Annotated in this window: 19 protein-coding genes; 2 read left to right on the top strand and 17 right to left on the bottom strand. The window is 46.2% G+C overall.

From position 1 onward, the window contains the following. Positions 1-35: 35 nt before the first annotated feature. The 11 genes from DWY84_RS01660 to DWY84_RS01610 form a co-directional block, all read right to left on the bottom strand. Positions 36-218, bottom strand: coding sequence for a hypothetical protein (locus tag DWY84_RS01660; protein ID WP_118530247.1), 183 nt, complete (start codon positions 216-218; stop codon positions 36-38). A gap of 161 nt (positions 219-379) precedes the next feature. After that, a complete protein-coding gene (locus DWY84_RS01655; protein ID WP_118530245.1) occupies positions 380-1231 on the bottom strand; it encodes a DUF11 domain-containing protein in 852 nt (283 codons plus the stop codon). A 230-nt stretch (positions 1232-1461) separates the two neighbouring features. Beyond that, entirely contained in the window at positions 1462-2805 is a 1344-nt protein-coding gene (locus tag DWY84_RS01650; protein WP_118530243.1) for a GntP family permease, read from the bottom strand. Positions 2806-2883: 78 nt separating this feature from the next. Continuing rightward, entirely contained in the window at positions 2884-4053 is a 1170-nt protein-coding gene (locus tag DWY84_RS01645) for a sugar diacid recognition domain-containing protein (protein ID WP_118530241.1), read from the bottom strand. A gap of 14 nt (positions 4054-4067) precedes the next feature. Beyond that, entirely contained in the window at positions 4068-4889 is an 822-nt protein-coding gene (locus tag DWY84_RS01640; RefSeq protein WP_347560738.1) for an MBL fold metallo-hydrolase, read from the bottom strand. Between the two features lie 325 nt (positions 4890-5214). Continuing rightward, a complete protein-coding gene (locus tag DWY84_RS01635) occupies positions 5215-6396 on the bottom strand; it encodes a Wadjet anti-phage system protein JetD domain-containing protein (protein WP_118530237.1) in 1182 nt (393 codons plus the stop codon). Then, positions 6386-9769: an SbcC/MukB-like Walker B domain-containing protein gene (locus tag DWY84_RS01630; RefSeq protein WP_118530235.1), complete on the bottom strand. Its 3384-nt coding sequence runs from the start codon at positions 9767-9769 to the stop codon at positions 6386-6388. The genes DWY84_RS01635 and DWY84_RS01630 overlap by 11 nt, the downstream gene beginning before the upstream one ends. Then, positions 9750-10367: a DUF4194 domain-containing protein gene (locus tag DWY84_RS01625; RefSeq protein WP_118530233.1), complete on the bottom strand. Its 618-nt coding sequence runs from the start codon at positions 10365-10367 to the stop codon at positions 9750-9752. The genes DWY84_RS01630 and DWY84_RS01625 overlap by 20 nt, the downstream gene beginning before the upstream one ends. 3 nt (positions 10368-10370) lie before the next feature. Continuing rightward, a complete protein-coding gene (locus tag DWY84_RS01620; protein WP_118530231.1) occupies positions 10371-11747 on the bottom strand; it encodes a Wadjet anti-phage system protein JetA family protein in 1377 nt (458 codons plus the stop codon). A 148-nt stretch (positions 11748-11895) separates the two neighbouring features. After that, entirely contained in the window at positions 11896-13476 is a 1581-nt protein-coding gene (locus DWY84_RS01615; protein ID WP_118530229.1) for a glucose-6-phosphate isomerase, read from the bottom strand. A gap of 159 nt (positions 13477-13635) precedes the next feature. Then, complete coding sequence (locus tag DWY84_RS01610) at positions 13636-14250, bottom strand: metal-dependent hydrolase (RefSeq protein ID WP_118530227.1); 615 nt, start codon at positions 14248-14250, stop codon at positions 13636-13638. Positions 14251-14961: 711 nt separating this feature from the next. Here DWY84_RS01610 and DWY84_RS01605 point away from each other — a divergent pair. Both DWY84_RS01605 and DWY84_RS01600 read left to right on the top strand, forming a co-directional pair. Further along, positions 14962-15198, top strand: a complete 237-nt coding sequence (locus tag DWY84_RS01605) for a hypothetical protein (protein ID WP_118530225.1) — start codon at positions 14962-14964, stop codon at positions 15196-15198. A gap of 382 nt (positions 15199-15580) precedes the next feature. Then, entirely contained in the window at positions 15581-16204 is a 624-nt protein-coding gene (locus DWY84_RS01600) for a hypothetical protein (RefSeq protein WP_118530223.1), read from the top strand. A 58-nt stretch (positions 16205-16262) separates the two neighbouring features. Here DWY84_RS01600 and DWY84_RS01595 read toward each other — a convergent pair whose 3' ends face one another. The 6 genes from DWY84_RS01595 to DWY84_RS01570 form a co-directional block, all read right to left on the bottom strand. Further along, positions 16263-16511 carry a hypothetical protein gene (locus tag DWY84_RS01595; RefSeq protein ID WP_118530221.1) on the bottom strand — a complete coding sequence of 83 codons (249 nt, stop codon included), beginning with the start codon at positions 16509-16511 and terminating at the stop codon, positions 16263-16265. Between the two features lie 121 nt (positions 16512-16632). After that, the gene (locus DWY84_RS01590) at positions 16633-17280 is read right to left on the bottom strand and encodes a hypothetical protein (protein ID WP_118530219.1); all 648 of its coding nucleotides are present in this window, start codon (positions 17278-17280) and stop codon (positions 16633-16635) included. Continuing rightward, complete coding sequence (locus DWY84_RS01585; RefSeq protein ID WP_118530217.1) at positions 17273-17719, bottom strand: type II toxin-antitoxin system antitoxin SocA domain-containing protein; 447 nt, start codon at positions 17717-17719, stop codon at positions 17273-17275. Before DWY84_RS01585 ends, DWY84_RS01590 begins: the two co-directional genes overlap by 8 nt. 250 nt (positions 17720-17969) lie before the next feature. Next, positions 17970-18416, bottom strand: coding sequence for a hypothetical protein (locus tag DWY84_RS01580; protein WP_118530215.1), 447 nt, complete (start codon positions 18414-18416; stop codon positions 17970-17972). 121 nt (positions 18417-18537) lie between these two features. Then, positions 18538-18804, bottom strand: coding sequence for a hypothetical protein (locus DWY84_RS01575; protein WP_118530213.1), 267 nt, complete (start codon positions 18802-18804; stop codon positions 18538-18540). A 15-nt stretch (positions 18805-18819) separates the two neighbouring features. Then, a complete protein-coding gene (locus tag DWY84_RS01570) occupies positions 18820-19614 on the bottom strand; it encodes an ORF6N domain-containing protein (protein WP_243024706.1) in 795 nt (264 codons plus the stop codon). Positions 19615-19663: the final 49 nt, after the last annotated feature.

Genomic DNA, 19663 nt, shown 5'->3' with positions numbered 1-19663 from the left:
GGCTTCGGACCTATATTGGTATTGCTCTTAAATTTTTATTTTATGCGAAACTGTTCCAGTATCTCCGGCTTCACATTTTTTGCGTCCAGATGATGTTTCTCCATATAAGACGCATATTTATGAAGGTCGTATTTTAGTGGTGACTGTGCTGAATCCAGATCATGTGTTTCAAGATAATCGCGCATAATGGCGCGCCGTTCTTTTCCTGATTTTCCCATACCTCAATTCCTCCTGCTTCATTTCTTTTGTCTTTTCCCGATTTAAAAACATCACTTATAAACCGGCAGCTTTCTTCTGACAATTATAGCAAGGCTGTGCTAGAATTGCAATGAGACCTGGCTCAGCCAGCTTCAACCTCGCCAAAAATCCATCATTACTGTTAAATTGTTCCGGTTACGATCAACGTGCTGACACCCGGGCTGGTAATCCAGGATCCAGTCACCGGATCCTGGGTATAAGTGGCTGCCGGAACCGTCACTTCTCCTAATATGGTGGTAAATACACCGGTTGTTTCATTGTAGGTATAGTTTGCAGGAGCACTCCAGGAAGTCCCATTGAAGGTGACGGTCAGATCTCTTAAAATCGGGTCAAAGGTGTCCGTCACGAGTGCTTCCGTGGCCGGAACAGCCGGAGTGTTACCGGTATTCTGGATCACAAAGGTATAGGTCAGTCTGCCGCACTCCGTCACCGGGACCGGGCTGACCGATTTGGTAATGGACAGAACCGGTTCTGCCACTGCAGAAATCGTTTCTGTCGCGGTGATTCCGGTAATGCAGGTTCCTGATACGGTCACGGTATTGGTAACTTCTGTCTCCGGCTGCAGCGGTGCGTAGGCATTCAGCCTGGTCTCATATATGATCGTCGCATTTCCGCCTGCCGGCACACTGATCCCGGTAATCACAAGCGGTGGTCCTGCTTCCACAGTCGGAGCTGTCTGGAGCACACCATTCCGGTAATAGTGAATGGTTCCCGCAACATAATCCTGCGGCGTACGCGTTCCTTCTCCAAAGGCATATTGTCCCAGATCATCGGTCATGGTCAGTCCGGTATACTCAGCCGTGCCTGCATTAACGATGTTGATGATATAGGTCACGGTATCATGCTGACGGTACGTCTGTTTTACCGCACTCTTGGTAACAGACAATACTTCCTGAATTTCTCCAACGGTAATATTGGAATTGGCCACTTCATTGCCATAGCGCAGCTGCGCCTGATTTGTGAAAAATGCCATATACTGTTGTCCCCTTTTTTAAATGGTTACAGTATAGCATATGACAAAAACGGATCTGTGGTGCAGGGCTTGTATCAATGGGAAACCGCAGATCAAACATGATTCCAATACCAGCCATGACCCAAATATCATTCAGCAGGTATCTTTCTTTCCGCAAAAACGCCCCGCAGAGTCGAATTTCTGCGAGGCGTTTTGTCATTCAAAAATCATTTCATTCATGTACCGACACTTTAATGTACAAAAATCAGAGACAGAATAAATACGACTATAATAGTGGTAACACCCATAACTGCCGTCATACCGGTCTGACATTTATACGCATCCTGCGTATCCATATCTGAGAACTGGGACACAACCCAAAAGTAAGAATCATTTGCATGAGATACGGTCATGGAGCCTGCACCGATGGCCATGATAACCAGAACCTTTGCTAACGGGGAAGTGAATCCCAGGGCCGGCATCATCGGAGCAATCATGGCGGATGTAGTGATCATGGCTACGGTAGAAGCACCCATCGCGGTCTTTAACAGTGCTGCAATGATGAACGGCAGGAACACGCCTACGCCAAGTCCCAGTAAGGATGCGCTCAGAGCGTCCGCGATCGGGAGTTTCTGAAGGATGGCGCCAAAGGAACCGCCTGCGCCGGTAATTGCCAGGATACCTGCAGAGTTGGTAACACCCTCGGTAATCCATTTCAGGGAGTTCTGCTTCTCTTCTTGCGGGATCAGGGTCATGGCAAGGAATACACCAAGGATCAGGGCGATAACCGGGTTACCGATGAAGGAGAAGAACATCTTCACGGCGCCGTCACCAAAGGGTGCGCTCGGGAAATCACTGACGGATTTTAATGCGATCAGGATGATTGGGAGCAGGATCGGGGAGAAACTATGTAATGCACCAGGAAGCTTGCCGTATTTCTCTACCAGTTCTTCTACGGTGTACTCCGGGTTTGCCGGAATATCAATCTTGCTGGATACCTTATTTGCATAAATCAGGGCTGATGCAACAGCCGGGATGGAAATGATCAGGCCAACCAGGATAGTCAGGCCCAGGTCTGCTTCCAGGGTACCTGCCATGGCGATCGGGCCAGGAGTCGGCGGTACCAGACAATGAGTCGCATACAGGCCGCCGGAAAGTGCGGTAGCCATAACTGCCAGGGAAACATTACTCTGGCTTGCCAGGGCTCTGGAAATCGGGCTTAAGATAACGAAACCGGAATCACAGAATACCGGGATACCGGTAATGTAACCGGTGATGCCCATGGTCAGAACGCTCTTCTCTTTGCCGACGATCTTTAAAATGGTGTTCGCCATGGTAAGGGCTGCACCCGTTTTTTCCAGGATCGTTCCAATGATGGTTCCGGCCAGGATTACAATACCGATGCTGGCCAGGATATTACCAAAACCACTCTTGACAGTACTGATGACCTCTTCCGTCGGGATTCCACACACAAGACCTACCAATACTGCAATGACGGTCAGCACCAGAAACGGATGCATATTAAACTTCGATATGGCTATGACCATACATACAACTGCTAAAAATATCACGCCAAAAATAAATAAACCTGACATACAAATACCTCCTTTTCGCTAAACGCGATCCATTCTCCAAATTCGTCACAGTTCATGCGCTGCACGAACTGCATTTTCTTATTCTATGCCGTCCGGGCTTTTACCGCTCTCCGGCATATTCCGGTATTCCAGAAGCATTCGGATAAAGAATTCCCGCACAAATGCACTATCCTGTTCCATCTCAAACGTCTGGTACAGCTGTTTCATGCGGTACAGTAGTGTATTCTTATGCAGATTCAACTGCTCCGCCGCTCTCGCGACGCTTCCCCCGCATTCGTAATACACCCGGGCTGTGCGCAAAAGCTGCTCCGCCTGATTCTCCCCATGCTGTTCTTTCAGCCTGCGAAGCATCCTTGCCGCAGTTCGTGCGCCTTCCTGTACCGTCATACTGCCCAGCAGATACTGCATTCTGCACGAATGCTCTTCCAGATTCTGAATCGTTCCTCCTTTCCTGTTTCTCAGTACGGACACTTCCCTCATACCGGCTGAAATCTCTTCTAAGTTTCTGCATGGACTGCTGACTGCTGCATTCCAGACATCTTCTGCTTCTATCTCATGCAGCAGTTTATCCAGGCGCTTCTGCATTTCCGGTGATTCCCCGCCGCCAAGCAGAATCACATAATCCGCATTCTGGATTCCAAATACATCCCGCCTGCGGTCCAGCACATTCTTCCAGATCAGATTCTGGATGAGCTGGGAATAATCCAGCAGATGCTTCATATTGCGTTCTCTGGCGCGTTCATACAGCAGAACGATACGGATTGGATATTCCAGCTGCAGATTCAGCATACCGCACAGCTTTGCGATCATCTCTTTCTGGCTTTCCCCGCCAAAAAGAAGCAACCTTAAAAGCTGGTTTCGAAGCTCTGCCTCCAGATTCTGTTTCTGCGTCATCTGAAACTGGGAAAAACTCTGGGTTACATAGACACGAAGCAGATTGGCAATGCTCTGCACTTCTTCCTCGCATCCGAAGATTCCAACCACGCCAATGATCTCATCATTCAGGAAGATCGGCATATTATAGCCTTCCTTGGTTCCCGGATAACGGGGCAGATCCTCTATTTTGATCAGCACCGGCTTTCCGGTTTCCAGAACCTCCGCAGCTCCCTGATGGAAATCACCAATCCGGTGTTTTTCGGTAGAAGCAATGATAATGCCCTTCTGATCCATGATATTGATGGTACGCTGGCCAACCAGCAGAGAAGTTGCCTCCACAAAGTCCTGTGCCAGCTTTGCAAATTCACTCATTGCTTCCTCTCCTTTTACAGATAAATGCAGTCTCCCGCACCCAGATAACAGTGTTTTAACTGTGTTTCCTGATCCATGATCTGCTGAAGCTGTTCCCCAGAACAGTGGTTAAATCCAATGAGACCGACCCCCATCTGTTTCATCTGGTCCAGCGTAACACGAATCCGGTCTGCATCCGCTTCCACCAGATGCGTACCGCCAAATACCGCACGGATTGGCCTGCCAAAGTGTTTTTGCACCGTAGCCAGAATGTTCAGGATTCCCGGATGGCTGCAGCCAACAATGACTGTCTGACCTTCCTCTCCGTCTAACACCATGCAGATTTCATCAGAAAAATCATCTTTTATCCACTGATCATCAAGACGTCGTACAAAGCGATCCGGAATCTGTTCAAAATCGTGCGTGCGCTCAAAGCTTCCAACCAGATAGCACCCTGGTTCCAGTTCCAGAAAACCATCACAAATCCGGTGTTCCAGTCCCTGTTTCTTCATCCAGGTTTCATCAAAACCGCAGCCCAGGTACGTTGCTTTCACACCGTCCCGGGCATATTTTTCTTCAAAATATCCTGCCCCGGTATACAGCGGACAGCGAAGACCTTCTTTCACAAATTCCGGATAGCCGCCGGCATGATCGTAATGTCCATGACTACCTATGGCATAGTTTATGTTCTCCATCCCAATATTCAGTTTGCGGGCATTATCATATGCTGCTTTTCCGGCTCCGAAATCAAACAAAATCTGTGATTTTCCGGTTTCAACAAAAAATGACAGGCCATGTTCCGCTGTCAGAGATTTCTGCTCTCCCGCTTTATTATCCATAACTGTTGTTATTTTCACTAAATCACCCCCTCGTTTTTTCGATTCATTGTATAGATCATTATAGCACGCTTCCTTGTTTTCATCATTGTGATAGATCACAATTTTCAGAATAATTTTTTCACAAAAAAAGAAGTTTTTCCTGTTCATGAACTGTTCATAAATTAGTTACAAACATTCCATATCCAGGAAAAACTTCTTTCACAATTTCTCGATATACTTACATCATCAAATGAAGCTGCCAAGTACAATTTGATAAAATTTTTTCATAATCGCCGGTGGGCCAAACGCTCACCGGCTCCTCCCTTTTTATGGGGCTTTTTCTCCATCTGATATAAGAAAAATATCATATCAGAAAACATTCCTGTTCAATTCCCATTTTCCCTTTGAGTATGTGTTCAATCAGTTTCTCCATGAGTGGTTCTGTTCCCTGCATGGCTTTCAGTTTGTTCAGGGTCTCTGGTTTTATCTCATAACCGTATTGGATATAACGGTCATACCAGTCCGCATCCATCTGCAAAGGACGGACTGCCGGGCAGATATGTTCGCGAATGTGCCGGAAAATGCGGATTCCGCCGTAATCCAGATCTCCGGTGTGGTAAAATTCTGCATTCGGAATGACTGACAGAATCAGCCTTAAGAACTTGCACTCCAGCGGAGAAAAAAATCCGTGGGAAAATACGATCAAAGTTCCTTCCTCATAAGGCATGGAAACGTAGTTCGCCTTGTTCTCCACCGTTATAATCTTCTGGATTTCCTGATGTTCCGGAATCACCGCATGCCGGAGTGTCTCCGTGTTGAGCACCGTTCCATAAACAAAATCGGACAGAGAGATTTCCTTTCCATTCAGTATAATCGTTAAATTTCCCTTTATGGCAAGCTCCTGGGCGTATTCCTCCAGATAAACCTGAGATAGAATCTCTTTATCGTTCATGGCTTCATCGACATCTGGATGATATGCAGACAGAATCGAGACAGTTCTTGTTCTCAGCACGTTTTCAAATACTTTGGTGTTCCCCAGTACCGAAACACTGAATACACGCTGGTAAACCGGCTCTTCCAGCTTTTCCAGGGCATTCAGGCAGATGAAAAGCTGATCTCCGTACTTCGACAGATCCAGAGACGGCTTTCCCTTTTCCAGAGATGCCACCTGATCCTCGTAGTACGCCCTCAGCCACCCGGTCTGCGCCTGTTCGCTCCACTTGCAGAGTATCTGTCTCTCTGTCTCAAGCCGCTCCCATTTCGAAATCAGGCCAAGCAGTTCATAGAACTGCCCGGCCTGCTCCAGACGATACGTGATTTTTTCGATATCATTTCCGTATTCGAGCCATTTGATCTGAATCAGCCCGCGCTGTTCCAGCATCCGGGCCTCTTCCAAAAGCTCTGACTTTCCCGCCCGGTTAAAATCCTCCTGCTGTATTTTCAGGCTCCGGTTCCCTGAAGTTTCCTTTCGCCAGTCCACGCTGCTGCCTTCAATCTTATCCAGAATCCGATGGATCAGATAATCGTTCTTTCCTTTATTCTTCATCCTCTTCCTCTGCAAGATCTTCTTTTAACTGCTCAAACTCTGGTTTCTCAAACTCCTGAATAGAGATGTTCTTCTTATTCGGGTTCGCGAACACAAAAATCTTGTCTACGGTCTCCAGATAGTTCTGGATCTTGTCGTTGGTGGCGCTGATGAGGGCCTGGAATCCAAGCCCGCGGATCAGCTTGATACAGCTTGCCACCTTCTCCGCATCCATCTTGGAAAATGCCTCATCCAGCACGACCAGGCGGATGGTCGGATTGCGCCTGAGTCCCGGCTTTAAGTCAATCCTGTATGCCTGGGCGAAGCTTGCAAGAAGCGCCACATAAAGCGGGTTCTGGCCTTCACCGCCGGAATTTTTGCGGATCATCTTGCTCAGGCGGATTTTCAGCACTTCGTCCTCGTTCTGGATGAGCTGCTGCATATCGAAGGAAAGATACGTCCGGTAGTCGGCATATTTTTCCATGTTCCGTTTGGCTGTCTCCATTTCTTCCGGAGTTGCATGCTCCGGCGGAATGAAAATCTCAATCAGCTCGTTGATCAGCGGACCATACTGACTTTCATGCTCCATGGTGAAAAGATTCAGCTGGTTGTCCAGCCCCATATCCAGATCAGAGGGTTTAATCTGCAGTGCGTCATCCATGAACATATCGTAAAATCTGCCATCGCTGCCCTTGTTTTTTCCGATATAGAACTGGTAGCGGTCCTTGCCAAAATCCAGATGACTGATGATGCGGTTTAACTCATCCTTGCGCTGCAATGCTTCCTTGATGGCACTGCGGATCTTGTACATGAAATCATCCTTGAAATGTTCCACTGCCGCCTTTGCCTGCTCTCCGGCACGCTTCCGGTATTCCTCCAGGCGGTCACAGCCAAGGTCATTAAACAGCTTCTGGTATTCCTCGTTGCTCTCGGATTCGACAGAAAAATTGCGGTGCGGATAGATCCGCAGATAGCCGGTGCGGATTTCCCGCAGCTTCTGCATTTCTGTGTCCTGCTCTTCCTGGGCTTTTTCCTGATTTCTCAGGTATTCCCCACGCAGAAGATCATAGCGGATGGCCGCACCGCTCTCCTGCTTCTGCTCCAGCAGCTTCTGAAGTTTTGCGTCAAACTCTGGCTGAGCCTGATGGTTTCGTTCCTTGTCTGACAACATCCCATTGAGCTGGGTCAATGCCTGTCTTTCATTCTCGCCAGCCTGCTTTGCACGGTCCTCATTCAGCTTCAGCTGATCCAGAACTTTTTCCCTGCGCTTGCACAGTTCCACAAGGGAGGCCCGTTCTTCTTCCCAGGCAGTCACGTTCTGGCTCTTTAACTGTTCCAGACGTTCCCGCAGATCTTTTTGTTCCTGCTGTTTTTCCACATAATCTGCCTTGTCCTTTTTCCAGCCAAGGTACACATCCAGATCCTGGCTTAAGAATTCCAGACCAAGTACGCGTTCCCCATCGCTTACCATCGCCTGCAGCGGCTCCAGCTCCTCCTGCAGCGTTTTGATGGATTCCTCTAGAAGCTTTACTCTCTGACGCACGCTCTTCTTTCCGATATAAGCAGACCGGGTATACAGATCCGGGTTAATATGCTGGATTCGGTAACTGTGATACAACACGCAATCCTTCGTGATGCCGATGCGGTGGCTGCGCAGCTCATCCACGCTGTCGCACTTGATCACCTTGCCAAGCTGGAAATTCATGTAAGCCTGGGCATAATCACGTCCGGCCTCCACCTCTTCTGCCAGCGCGCCCTTCTGAACCGGCTGTTCGTCCGCCAGAACCTTTTCGGTATCCAACACGGCCACCCGGTAATATTTTTTCGGATCCAGCTCTTTGTAAATCTCCATAGCGGCTTTCGCGTACTTTGGCTCCACCGTCAGAAGCAGCTTGTTGTTGCCGAGATAACCCTCAATGGCATTGCGCCATGCATCATCCCGCACTTCCAGAAGATCTGCAAGTACTTCCACCACCACACTCTTTCCGGTTTTTAAAAACAGCTGAGTCTGAAGGATCTCACGCACCGCTTCCAGTTCTTTCGGATACGCTTTGTTTCCGGCTTTTAACTGGGCAATTTCCTCCTGTGCCTTAGTCAGTTCTTTGGTCTTTTCCCGGATCTGACTGCGGGCATCCTGGATCTGGCGCTCCACTTCTTTTCGCATCTGGCTCAGGTCTTCCTGCAGGCGTTTTAAAGCTTCCCCGCTGATTTCTCCTGTTTCAAAGGCCTCGATATCCCAGAGAGTGCGGTTGGATGTAATCTCTTCCTCGTTCCATGCCGTAAGCTTGTCCGCAGTCTGTTTCCAGCGGGCCTTGCTGCTGCCCAGATGCTCCACCAGCTCATTGACTGTCTTTAACTGACTTTTCAGCTCCTCGTATCCACTGCTGGAAATCTTACGCAGAAGCTCCTCGCTTTTCGCCGTCAGATCCTGAATTTCGGTTTCCACGGCAGCCGCATCCCGGGCCGCTTTCTCCTGTTCCGCTGCCAGTGCCTGAATTTTATCCTGGCTTTCCTGGATTTTCCGGCGGTCCTGCAGCATATCGAGCTTCCGGGCAAAATACCCGCACTGTTCCTTTTCTTTGCGGACTGCCATCATAGCTTCATGCTGCCCACAGATCTCTTTCAGTTTTTCAATTTCCTTACAGGTATCCTCAATCCGGTGGCGCAGACGGCCATATTCCGTCACGCTCTGCCGCATGTCATCAATGTGGATATTCTGCTCCATGCAGATATATTCTTTTACAAATTCCTCCAGCTTGATGTTCATGCGGAACGGAATCGCACGTTTAAACAGCAGCGGGAACTTTTCCGCGTCCAGGCCGCCCAGATAAATATCATAGAGCTGTTTGCGGAAACGCTCGTTGTGGGAACCGAAATAGCATTCTTCTTTGGAATAGTTCGCTAACAGCCAGTTTTTCACCTCGTCGATGGACATGGTGCGGTCTGCCTTGCGGTACTGATGATCCGGAATCGGACCCTTATGCCAGAAGAACATACGGCCGATCTCATTGGTGGCCGTCTCCACATCAAACACCACGCCCACGCACTGGCAGACGCCGGTATCCGTCTGGCGCAGCTCCAGCACGATGGTACTGGAGAAATTCTGGTTGCGCAGATAGGAAAAGCTGTTGTCCTCTCCGATATTGATCATGCCGCGCAGATACTCAATCAGGCTTCGGTCGGAATCATCGGCAGCCGCCTTGTTAAAAAAGCCGCGGCCATCGGTATTGGCATACAGCACAATCTGCATGGCATCAATGACCGTAGACTTTCCGCTTCCGGAATGCCCCGTAAAAAAGTTGATCCCGTCGTCAAAGGACAGGGTTCTATGTTTTATGTAATGCCAGTTGTTCAGGCAGATCCTGGACAGGGCTTCAAATCTCTGATTCTCCATCTTCCTCTTCTCCTTCGCGGAATGTCTCAAGCAGCGCGCGCACATCGTCTCCCATCAGAATTACATTGACCGTTGGATAGATGACCAGGCGGCTGAAACCATCCAGGTCCTCCAATACATCCAGCGGTTCGATCACCTGGTATTTTTTCAGGAATGCCAGGCTCCGGCGGATTTCCGATACGGAGGGCTGTTTTTTTAACAGACGGTAACTGCCGATTTTCTCATTGATCTCGCTTAAGGTCGTCACCACATTTACGGAAGTGGATACCGAAGACATCTGCTCATCGTAGATCAGCTTTAAGATCAGCACATAGAGGGTTGCAAGCTTTGAGAGCTTTTCTCCCACTATCTGCTCCCCGCGGATATAGATAAGTCCCAGCTGGCTGTTCTCCACGACCTCAATTCCCATAATGGCAAAATAACTCCGGATAAATTCCAGATGCTGGCTGCACTGGTAAAATTCCGGGCTGGTCTGGTAGCGCTTTGATTTCCGGTCGTAAGTGCGTTCCAGAAGAAATGTCTGCCGGTACAACAGGCGGATGCTCTCCGATACCTGCGCCTGTTCCGCCCCGGAAAGCGCTTCGTAATAATCGATCATCGGTTACTCCTTTCTTACAAACACCAGGCCCGGATAGCGGTAGCCGGCATGCTCCACCATCGGTGCCTCCTGATCCAGCACCCGGTAGGGACTGTCCTTGCGTACGGAATCATCGTATGCCAGAACCAGCTTTTCAAAGTCTTCCAGGGAAGACACGGTATCGCTGGTCACCGTATACCGTCCATCCTCCATCCGGTCCAGCACAAAGGAGCGGATCTGTCTGCGGCTGTAGCGGTTCTTCATGCGGTTAAGCTGCAGGATCTCGTCCCTGGTAAGTTCTTCCATCTCTTCTTCCGGCTCCAGTTCAGCCGCGAAGTCCTGACGGGATTTGCGCCGCTTGTACAGCGACCGGTCAGAAATGACGGTAAACTGGGAAAAGTTCATTTTTGACGCGGTAAGTGTCAGTTTTTGCTCCAATTCCTCATCGGAAGAACCAGAAAGCTCATTCAGCACCTGAATCACCAGGCCCTTCATGTTGTCATCCTGATTCAGCAAATAGTTAAGCCTTGTTACCGTGGCGCGGATGTATTTCGTGTGCTCCGTATCCATATTCATAATGCGGTGCTCAATATCATCAAATCCCCGGTCGATCAGGTCCAGCTGACTGATAATTTCCTCCGGCGTGATATCCAGACCGCGGAGCTGCTTGTTGCGAACGCAGACCCGCTCCAGCCAGACGGTGTCCTGACGCATCTGGGTCAGCCATTGCTTGATGTCCGTCTTATACAGATAAAAGTTGTCGGAGGTCTTCAAAATATGATATTTTTTCCGCACGATTTCTTCCACATAACCGTCCAAATGCTCCCGCAGCAGATCTCCGTAGTTTTTCTGTTCCAGAAGACTGGCGAAAAAGCGGTCCATGTTGTGGAGCATGTCCTGCAGGGTCTTATTCAGCTTACGGGTATTGATGAGCGCAGTCTTTAACAGAGAAATGTTGCAGCGCGGATCATTCTTAAATGCGAACAGAATCGCGTAAACATTCTGGATGTAGACCTGGGTAGCATCCTCATCCTCTCCGGCCAGATGCGTGAAAGCATCTACAAACGCTGCAGCATAATCCGGGATGACGATATTCACTGTCATGTTGTGATAGTCATCCACCTTTCGAAGCCACCCTGCCTTTAACAGCCAGTTTAAGATCCGGGTGGAAAGCGGTTCCAGCATATCCAGTTCATCTTCCAGTTCATCCTGTACCATCACCACGCGGGTCTTCGCGAAGTAATCACTTAATGTCTGAATACAGATTTCCCGGCTTAAATAATAGTTGCTGTACTGATACTCCTCATTGATCTGCAGAAGCGCGTCAATGTAGACCTGCCGGTTTCTGGAGCGGAACAGTCCCCAGAAAGAGTCCGGTATTTCCAAAAACAGATTTGCCATAGTAAGTTTCCTTTATTTTCTGTATCACAGAACGCAGGTTCCTGTGATACCCGAAAAATGCTGCTGCCCAGGCTGTGCCTGCTGCAGCAGCATTTCTGTTGCTTTGTATATTGCGGATGCGTCACTGGCACATCCATAAATGTTAATCCTAGATTTCCAGCAGATTACTGAAAGCTTTCAGCGCACCGTCGGTCTCATGGGCCAGAACGCGTTTCGCAAGGACTTTACCAAGCTGTACGCCTTCCTGGTCAAAGCTGTTCACATTCCATAAGAAGCCCTGGAACATCACTTTATTCTCAAAGTGCGCAAGCAGAGCACCCAGAGCACCCGGATTTACCTGCTCACCGATGATGATGCTGGATGGACGTCCGCCCTCGAAGTTCTTGTTGCGGTTCTCATCTGCCTTGCCGCAGGCAAATGCCATGATCTGGGCAGCTACGTTTGCGCAGAGCTTCTGCTGGCTGGTGCTTCCCTGGATTACCACATCGGTATCCATCTGGTTTTTCTTAAAGCCTACGAACTGCAGCGGAACAATGTCCGTTCCCTGATGTAACAGCTGGTAGAAGGAGTGCTGGCCGTTGGTACCAGGCTCACCGAAGATCACCGGTCCGGTTACATAGTTTACCGGCTCACCAAAGCGGTTCACGGACTTGCCGTTGGACTCCATGTCAAGCTGCTGCAGATGTGCCGGGAAACGGCTTAATGCCTGGGAGTACGGAAGTACTGCGGTGCACGGATACCCCAGCACGTTACGCTCGTAAACACCGATCAGGGCATCTAACATAGCAGCATTCTTCGTTACATCTGTCTCTGCTGCCAGCTTGTCTGCCTCTGCCGCGCCCTCTAAGAACTGGGCGAACACCTCCGGGCCAAATGCCAGGGAAAGTACTGCGCCGCCAACTGCGGATGTAGAGGAATAACGTCCGCCGATATAATCATCCATGAAGAATGCTGTCAGGTAGTCGCTGCTCTTAGCTAACGGAGAAGTCTCACTGGTTACGGCGATCATGTGCCTGGAAGCGTCAAGGCCTGCGTTCTTTAACGCGTCTTTTACAAAGGATTCATTGGTCAGAGTCTCCAGGGTGGTTCCGGATTTGGAAACCAGTACGAAGATGGAATGTGCCACATCGATGCCATATAATACAGCTGCGGCGTCATCCGGGTCTACGTTGCTGATGAACTTTGCCTCCATCTTGAAGGTGCCGTTCTTCTTTGCCCAGTTTTCCAGAGCCAGATACATGGCTCTCGGACCAAGGTCACTGCCGCCGATACCGATCTGAACAACCGTGGTAAACTTTTCTCCCGCAGCATTCGTGATTTCCCCATTGTGAACCTTGTTTGCAAATTCTGCAATGCGCTCCTGCTGCTGCTTGTAGAAAGCACGCTTGTCCACGCCATCCGCGGTGACTGCATCGCCCAGCTGGCCGCGGGTCATGTGGTGCAGAACCAGACGTTTTTCTCCAGTATTGATGACTTCACCGTTGTAAAGGGCTTTAAACTTCTCTGCCAGCTGCGCTTCGTCAGCCAGTTTCTTCAATGCGTCCAGCACGGTGTCATCTACCTGCTTTGCTGCATAGTGGTAAACAAGTCCCTCTGCCATCGGCACACTGTATTTTTTCACGCGCTCTGCGCCTTTTTCTCCGGTCATTACCTCCGCAAGATTTACACGGGCTGTCTTTTCCAGCTCCTGATAGGAAGTAAGAGTATCCAGGTTATTCCAGGTAATCATATTTTGATTCCTCCTTCAATACATTATATTGATTTTTAAGCCGATAATTTTCTGTCAATCATGATAATTATACTCTCAGATTTTCGGAATTTCAAGAGATTTCACGGACAGGAGACACAATAACCCCTTTTTTTGATCTGCTTGTTACCTGTTTCTTTCTTATCGATGAAAAATCATGTCTGTCAAAAGTTTCAGCGTCACCCCCACGGACAAAACAGAACCGCAAAACAGAAATAACCGGTTCATCAGCCCTGACGCAGAACAGATTCCCAGGCTGAACCGCTTCCGGTACGGATACAGAAGCTGTTCTCCTTTGTGGTTCAGAAAATCAAGCGCCAGATGAGATGCAAAAGCAATCCCAAAATACGACACCAGCATCGGAAGGAATACGCCAACACAACTCATCAGCAGACCGCCTGCAAGAAAGGAATGCAGAAACGAGCGGTGTGGTGTTTTCTTTCCATAAGCGCAGACGGCCAGAAAGGCGGCGCAGGCCAGTACAATGTGGCTGACAGAGCTGTTGCTCATCAGCCTCTGGTATAAGCCAAGATGCCAGTGTGCTTCTACTGCCGCAATTCCGATGACAATGGTTTCTGATACAAATATAATCTGGTCTGCCCTCCGGCTGCTCTCCGAGGTGCCGCAGTCAATATCGCTGATCACGGAACCAACGGCTGCCGCCCCGGCACCAAGGATCAGCTCCGGTAATGTTCGGGGCTGAAGCAGCAGCAAAGAAGCTGCTACGCCAACCGCCATATGTGTTTTTCCAAGCATACTTTTATCTCTTTTCTTATTTATTAAACATTTATGTATCTTGCAAAGTCTTTTTCCATATGCTATAATGCCAATAGGCAAATGAATGACAGTACTCACGAAGTACGCAAAACCCCCGGTGTTCCCATCACCGGGGGTTTTTATTCCGTTTTGGCAAGGTGGCTTAATCCCTTAGGCTGACTACCTATTCATCTCCGTCCAACCATTTGCAAATGTAATAGGCAACTACACTAGCCACAACGAAGCATACGAATGACAGTATCTCTCTCACAAAGTATACACCCCCTTTCTGTACCTGTCTAGGGGTGGTAGCCATGGCATTATAGCATACCGCTATTTATCCGTCTACTTATTTTTTTCATGTGATTTTCAACTTTTCCAAAAACATTCCGCACTTCAAATAAAAAATGGGACTTTCAGGGGAAGCCCCGAAAGTCCCGAAAAACTATCATTTACGCGGTTTTCTATTAGAATTTGCCAGCGGTTGCTGCTTCCTCAACAGAAACAGGAAATGGCTTAAAATCAAGACTTTTCATGTTCAATTCCCCTATCTATCGACAAGTGTACGATTTATACTCATACTTTCTGGTTAAGATACATTCATTTTCGGGATTAACAAATGTTTTCACAATCAGTCCAATTCTTGTCGAGATGTTGTATGTAATATATTTCTTCCTTATTATATAATAGAAGAAAAAGGAGCGCAAGCCCATGAACAATTTCCCAACGAAAAATTTAAAATCAATCCGTATCATCTCAGCTACTCTCTCGCATCCCATTGCCATAGCCTGTTACAGCCAGGAAGATGAAGAACTGGTGGCTGGCCTAGAATCCATTATAAAACAGAATGGATATACTTGCGCTGATGTGGTGGCCTGGTGCAAAGATAAGGGGCTACTATTCAGCACTTATCAAACACCTGCTGGCAGATCTGATAAATTCCAATAGGTATTTTACTCTTCTTCTACTGGCATGGCAATGGAAATAGTAATTTTACGTTGACGCATAAGTAAAATGATCATTTTGCAGAATGGAAACCATTTGCATCAATACGAAAGAGCAAACCCATATTTCCATCGTAAAATTCATATCTGGAAATTTTCGTCTTAGCACCTCTATAATTAAACGCAATTGCTCCATTATTATCTGAATAATTCTTGCAAAAATCCATCTCATTGCCACGATATGGGGAAAAATTTGTTGCTATAAGACCATTTTCAATATTACTATATGCCATCATAACCGCAAAAATTGTCAGATTTTCTGGAACCAGAAGCTTACTTTCTGTCTCAATCGGCGGTATAATCTAAAGCAAGGGAGGGGATTCTAAATGGAATATACGAAAGAGTACATTGCAGATTTACTTATTGACGGTGGTGAATCTTTATTAGACGCATTTTCTAACAACGAACTCGTTAAACAAATTCCTTGTATTAAAGGGTTAATTGCCCTCGGGCAAGATGCTCGTTCTTACATTGATAAACGTGAGCAAAAAAAGCTAGTTGAATTTTTAATGAACTGCAACAGTCTGTCCGCTGATCAAATTTCAAGTTTTTTGGAAAAACATGCAGAAAACAAAGAAAAAACCGGAGAACGAATTTTGGATTCGGTTTTGGCAATGAATCAACCAGAGAAAGCAATCTTGGCAGGTAAATTATACAAAAAGGTTGTTTCCAGAGGAACTAGCTATGATGATTATTTCCGGTTAGCACAAATAATCCAAAACTGCTATTACGAAGATCTGCTCATGCTTTTTAAGTTTGAAGATGACGTGGAATTTACAAACGACGGAAATGGTTTTAGCAAGTTAGCCGTAGATAATTTATATCATCTCGGCCTTCTTAGAGAATCTAATGATGTTAATGGTGGTGGCGGTGCTACCCAACCAGAAGATTACGAACATGCTGGATATTTCATCAATGAATATGGAAAACTTGTTAAAGAATGTCTTTAAAAACGATGGTAGAATCACAGCCGGGGAAATAATCCCCGGCATTTTTCATCAACTTACCTTATTTGCGAAATTTATACCTCACACTCAGATCATCCTCGCATGGCAACGGGCGAATGTCATATTCAAGAATATGCTCAGAACGAAGCCACTCTAATGCCTTAAGCAAATCAAGATCATTAGCGCAGCCCAACGCACAGGACATTTCCGTTTGATTCATGCTAGTTCCTGATGTGGTCAACACCTCCTTTATTCTTGGAATTAATCTCTCTGCTTTTTCTGTAAGTAGTACCAGTTTTCTTCTCATCATTGTATGGTACCCTCCTTTCCGAAGAGATCATACAACATTGTCAAGGTTTTTGTTTGCACAGCAACAGGCAGATGAATATTAGCGCAAAATGGGACCGGCAAAATGCCGATCCCTTGTTCTTTCATGCGTCCTCTTGATTTATTTCTTCGTTGCGTATCACCGTATCAACAGTGCCATAATCATTCGGATTATGTTCTGACCGTTTCTGATTGTCCTGCTCCTCTTCCGATAGCAAATCAAACCAGTCCATTTTGCAAGTATTGATACCGCCTTGGATATATTTGATTTGTTCCTTGGCGCTGGATAAAATCAATTTTACCTCTGGAGTTATATCGTCACTGGAATAGGCATACTGCTCCAGAGCTTGTGAAGCTGTATTTGCCGCAGATTCTATATAATTAATGTGCCGGTAAGAACGTAATGCAAGTTCCTCTTCTTTCTCTTTAAAGTCCTTGATTGATGTTTTCTTTGTCAAAAGCCAGGAGAAAACAACCGAAGAAAATACGTTTAGAATCACAATAGCAAGATTCTGTTCAATTCCAGTAATAGATAAGCCTATCGAAAAAATTAATAACAATAAGGCTACCACGATCACATAATTATCCATATTGATAAAAGCTTTATACAATACTTCATTCCTATTTGGAGAATTATGGGCCTTTCCGATATTGTACCAAATCATTCCGCTAATCATAGCTACGCAGATCATTAAAACAATCAATACACCCAACGGAATTTGAACACTATTTACGGCAACATCACTATTCATACTTTCTGCCTATCCTCTCACCGTAATAATCCCTCATATCTTTCATAGAAATAGGGTTTCTAGAATAATCCAACGGTCCGCATCCTGACCTTGCCTTTATCCATGGTTCTTCCTTATGTGTCAAATTTTCCAGCTCATCTCCGTCATATACACCATAAGTATCGTAAACCTTATTTAAAATATCCAGTTCCTTGTTATTAAACATAGGGCTATTATCTCCTCCCATTGGTATCGGCATCCAGCCCCACTGCTTGTATTTTGCATAAAGATCAGGAGATACCGGACCATGCACCCATGCTTCAAAACGATTATTAAACAGCGGAGCATTATAATTCGCCCAGTACCATGCTTGCGCATAATAACACAGTTTTTCCAATTTTTTATGAGTCATAGACGCTCTACTAAGGAAATAATCTGCCACGTAACGAACATCGGTCATAGTGATCCCCCTTTCATTAATTTATATAGAATATATGTTCATTGTAAGATGATGATACCATGGCAAATAAAATGTGTCAATATTTGCAATAATCAGATAAATTAAAAAAGCCGACATTTCTGCCGGCAATTATGTATTCAATAGAATGTCTTTCCGCATTTATTGCAAACAAATACATTGCTTGAAATAGTTCTTTCTTTCCTCACAACCTTTTCCTTTTTATTCGCAAATGTGAACGGTTTGAACGGGTTTAGGTTCGCTGTGTAAGTGGTTCCATTATATAATAACGACCTCTGCGTGTAGAAAAACATCTGATAATTTTGTATCCATAATGTCTTAAATTTCCAGCAATGTACAAAGCAATTTCCTCGCTGTCAAAATCTGTTTCAATATTGAATTTCTCCTTAAACCACTTGTTAACATCATCACAGGGTGATTCTGATCCTTTTTCTTTCATGTATTTGATAAAACTCTCTGAAATGCTTTTTATATATTCATGAAGCAAGTCCGTACCTGCTTCTGATTTTACAAATAATTCGTTGTATTTCTCGTCTTTTTGGGCATAACCGTACTCTATAAAGCGCTTAACTTCTGGATAATCATCTAAATCAGACTCCCAGAATCCCTTAGTAAATGTGTAGAATCCTAATATCATGTTTATAGCTTCTTTGTATGTGAATAACGATAAATCCTGCATATGTGCTGCCCCCTGTACTTTTGATACCTCAAATATAGCACACTGCCGCCCACTAAGCAATATGCGAACACAAAAGCAGCTGACACTGAAATGCCAGCTGCTCATTCAATCCTATTTTTCTTTATGATGCTTTTGGAGCCACATCTTTTCCAAACTCAATCTTCCCATGCGACAGGCACTTGCAAGCATATGCGAAGCCATCAATAAAGGCGTTCTGCTCTACTTCCTGGCAGCTATCACAAAATGTCTCATAGATTTCATCTGATAAATCACGGGATAAAATCTTTTCCAGTCTGTTCATAAGGTCGGAACCTTTATCGAAGTATAAATCTCTATCCATCTGAGCCTTTGCCCACTGTTCATAAATCATTCTTGCAAATTCTTCCATAATATATCCTCCGTCCTATCTTCCAATACCGTATTTAATGGCCATTTCCTTGACGATTGCCACAAAACACTCAATCAGCTTCTTGTCCTCAGCGATAACATCCACATAGGTCAGTTTATCACGGGCCGACTTGCTCGCACCCTCATCAGCCATCCGGCGGCGCTTATTGGTCAAGCGCATATGTAAGTTGACACCAGCACGCTTCTGCAGCAGTTCATAGCATTCGTTCCGAACATTGCTATACATCTTGCCGCCGCCAAGCTGTGATCCGATCTTACCAAGGATGTTCGCTGTTTCGGTACGCCATGAGGTTGAATTGATCGCAACAACCTCTCGGATTGATTCAACACGGTTCTCAACCTTTCGGAGATGTTCGGCCTGGCGCTTCTGTTCAATCTGCTGTTCTGCCACAGAATTGAAAATCTGCTGAAACATCTGAAGCTCCGGTGACAGTTGGGAATAGTCAATGGCTTTCTGTTTCTGATGAAAATAGTTATCCACTAACCTGTCATACACTTCCCATGCTTTATCCGTATTCAAAGATTTCGCATGAAGGAACGCACCTTTTTCTGTCCAGAGATAAAGTACTTTTGCGTTCTTTGAACCTCGGACATTTTGTCCTTGGTTCAAAAATCTATTTTTTTCATCACCTTCAAGGGGTATATAATGTTTTCCTTGCTCATATCTTTCTTTGTTTCGATTGAAGTTTTTTGTTATGGTATCTGTAGAAGTAGCATATGCTTCTGCAAGTTGCTGTGTTGTAAGAACCAGCACTCCATTAAATTCTGTTCTTTGTAATTCGTTGTACAATAAAAACACCTCCATATAGTAGTTGACCAACAAAGGTATTTTGTAGTAA

Origin of the sequence: Clostridium sp. AF27-2AA (assembly GCF_003478505.1) — a bacterium.
Classification (GTDB): domain Bacteria; phylum Bacillota; class Clostridia; order Lachnospirales; family Lachnospiraceae; genus Brotaphodocola.
This window is presented reverse-complemented; position numbering and strand designations above follow the sequence as displayed.

Coding starts and splice junctions, on each gene's coding strand:
- DWY84_RS01660 (WP_118530247.1), bottom strand. CDS start 218: ATGGGAAAATCAGGAAAAGAACGGCGCGCCATTATGCGCGATTATCTT.
- DWY84_RS01655 (WP_118530245.1), bottom strand. CDS start 1,231: ATGGCATTTTTCACAAATCAGGCGCAGCTGCGCTATGGCAATGAAGTG.
- DWY84_RS01650 (WP_118530243.1), bottom strand. CDS start 2,805: ATGTCAGGTTTATTTATTTTTGGCGTGATATTTTTAGCAGTTGTATGT.
- DWY84_RS01645 (WP_118530241.1), bottom strand. CDS start 4,053: ATGAGTGAATTTGCAAAGCTGGCACAGGACTTTGTGGAGGCAACTTCT.
- DWY84_RS01635 (WP_118530237.1), bottom strand. CDS start 6,396: ATGAAGAATAAAGGAAAGAACGATTATCTGATCCATCGGATTCTGGAT.
- DWY84_RS01630 (WP_118530235.1), bottom strand. CDS start 9,769: ATGGAGAATCAGAGATTTGAAGCCCTGTCCAGGATCTGCCTGAACAAC.
- DWY84_RS01625 (WP_118530233.1), bottom strand. CDS start 10,367: ATGATCGATTATTACGAAGCGCTTTCCGGGGCGGAACAGGCGCAGGTA.
- DWY84_RS01620 (WP_118530231.1), bottom strand. CDS start 11,747: ATGGCAAATCTGTTTTTGGAAATACCGGACTCTTTCTGGGGACTGTTC.
- DWY84_RS01615 (WP_118530229.1), bottom strand. CDS start 13,476: ATGATTACCTGGAATAACCTGGATACTCTTACTTCCTATCAGGAGCTG.
- DWY84_RS01610 (WP_118530227.1), bottom strand. CDS start 14,250: ATGCTTGGAAAAACACATATGGCGGTTGGCGTAGCAGCTTCTTTGCTG.
- DWY84_RS01605 (WP_118530225.1), top strand. CDS start 14,962: ATGAACAATTTCCCAACGAAAAATTTAAAATCAATCCGTATCATCTCA.
- DWY84_RS01600 (WP_118530223.1), top strand. CDS start 15,581: ATGGAATATACGAAAGAGTACATTGCAGATTTACTTATTGACGGTGGT.
- DWY84_RS01595 (WP_118530221.1), bottom strand. CDS start 16,511: ATGATGAGAAGAAAACTGGTACTACTTACAGAAAAAGCAGAGAGATTA.
- DWY84_RS01590 (WP_118530219.1), bottom strand. CDS start 17,280: ATGAATAGTGATGTTGCCGTAAATAGTGTTCAAATTCCGTTGGGTGTA.
- DWY84_RS01585 (WP_118530217.1), bottom strand. CDS start 17,719: ATGACCGATGTTCGTTACGTGGCAGATTATTTCCTTAGTAGAGCGTCT.
- DWY84_RS01580 (WP_118530215.1), bottom strand. CDS start 18,416: ATGCAGGATTTATCGTTATTCACATACAAAGAAGCTATAAACATGATA.
- DWY84_RS01575 (WP_118530213.1), bottom strand. CDS start 18,804: ATGGAAGAATTTGCAAGAATGATTTATGAACAGTGGGCAAAGGCTCAG.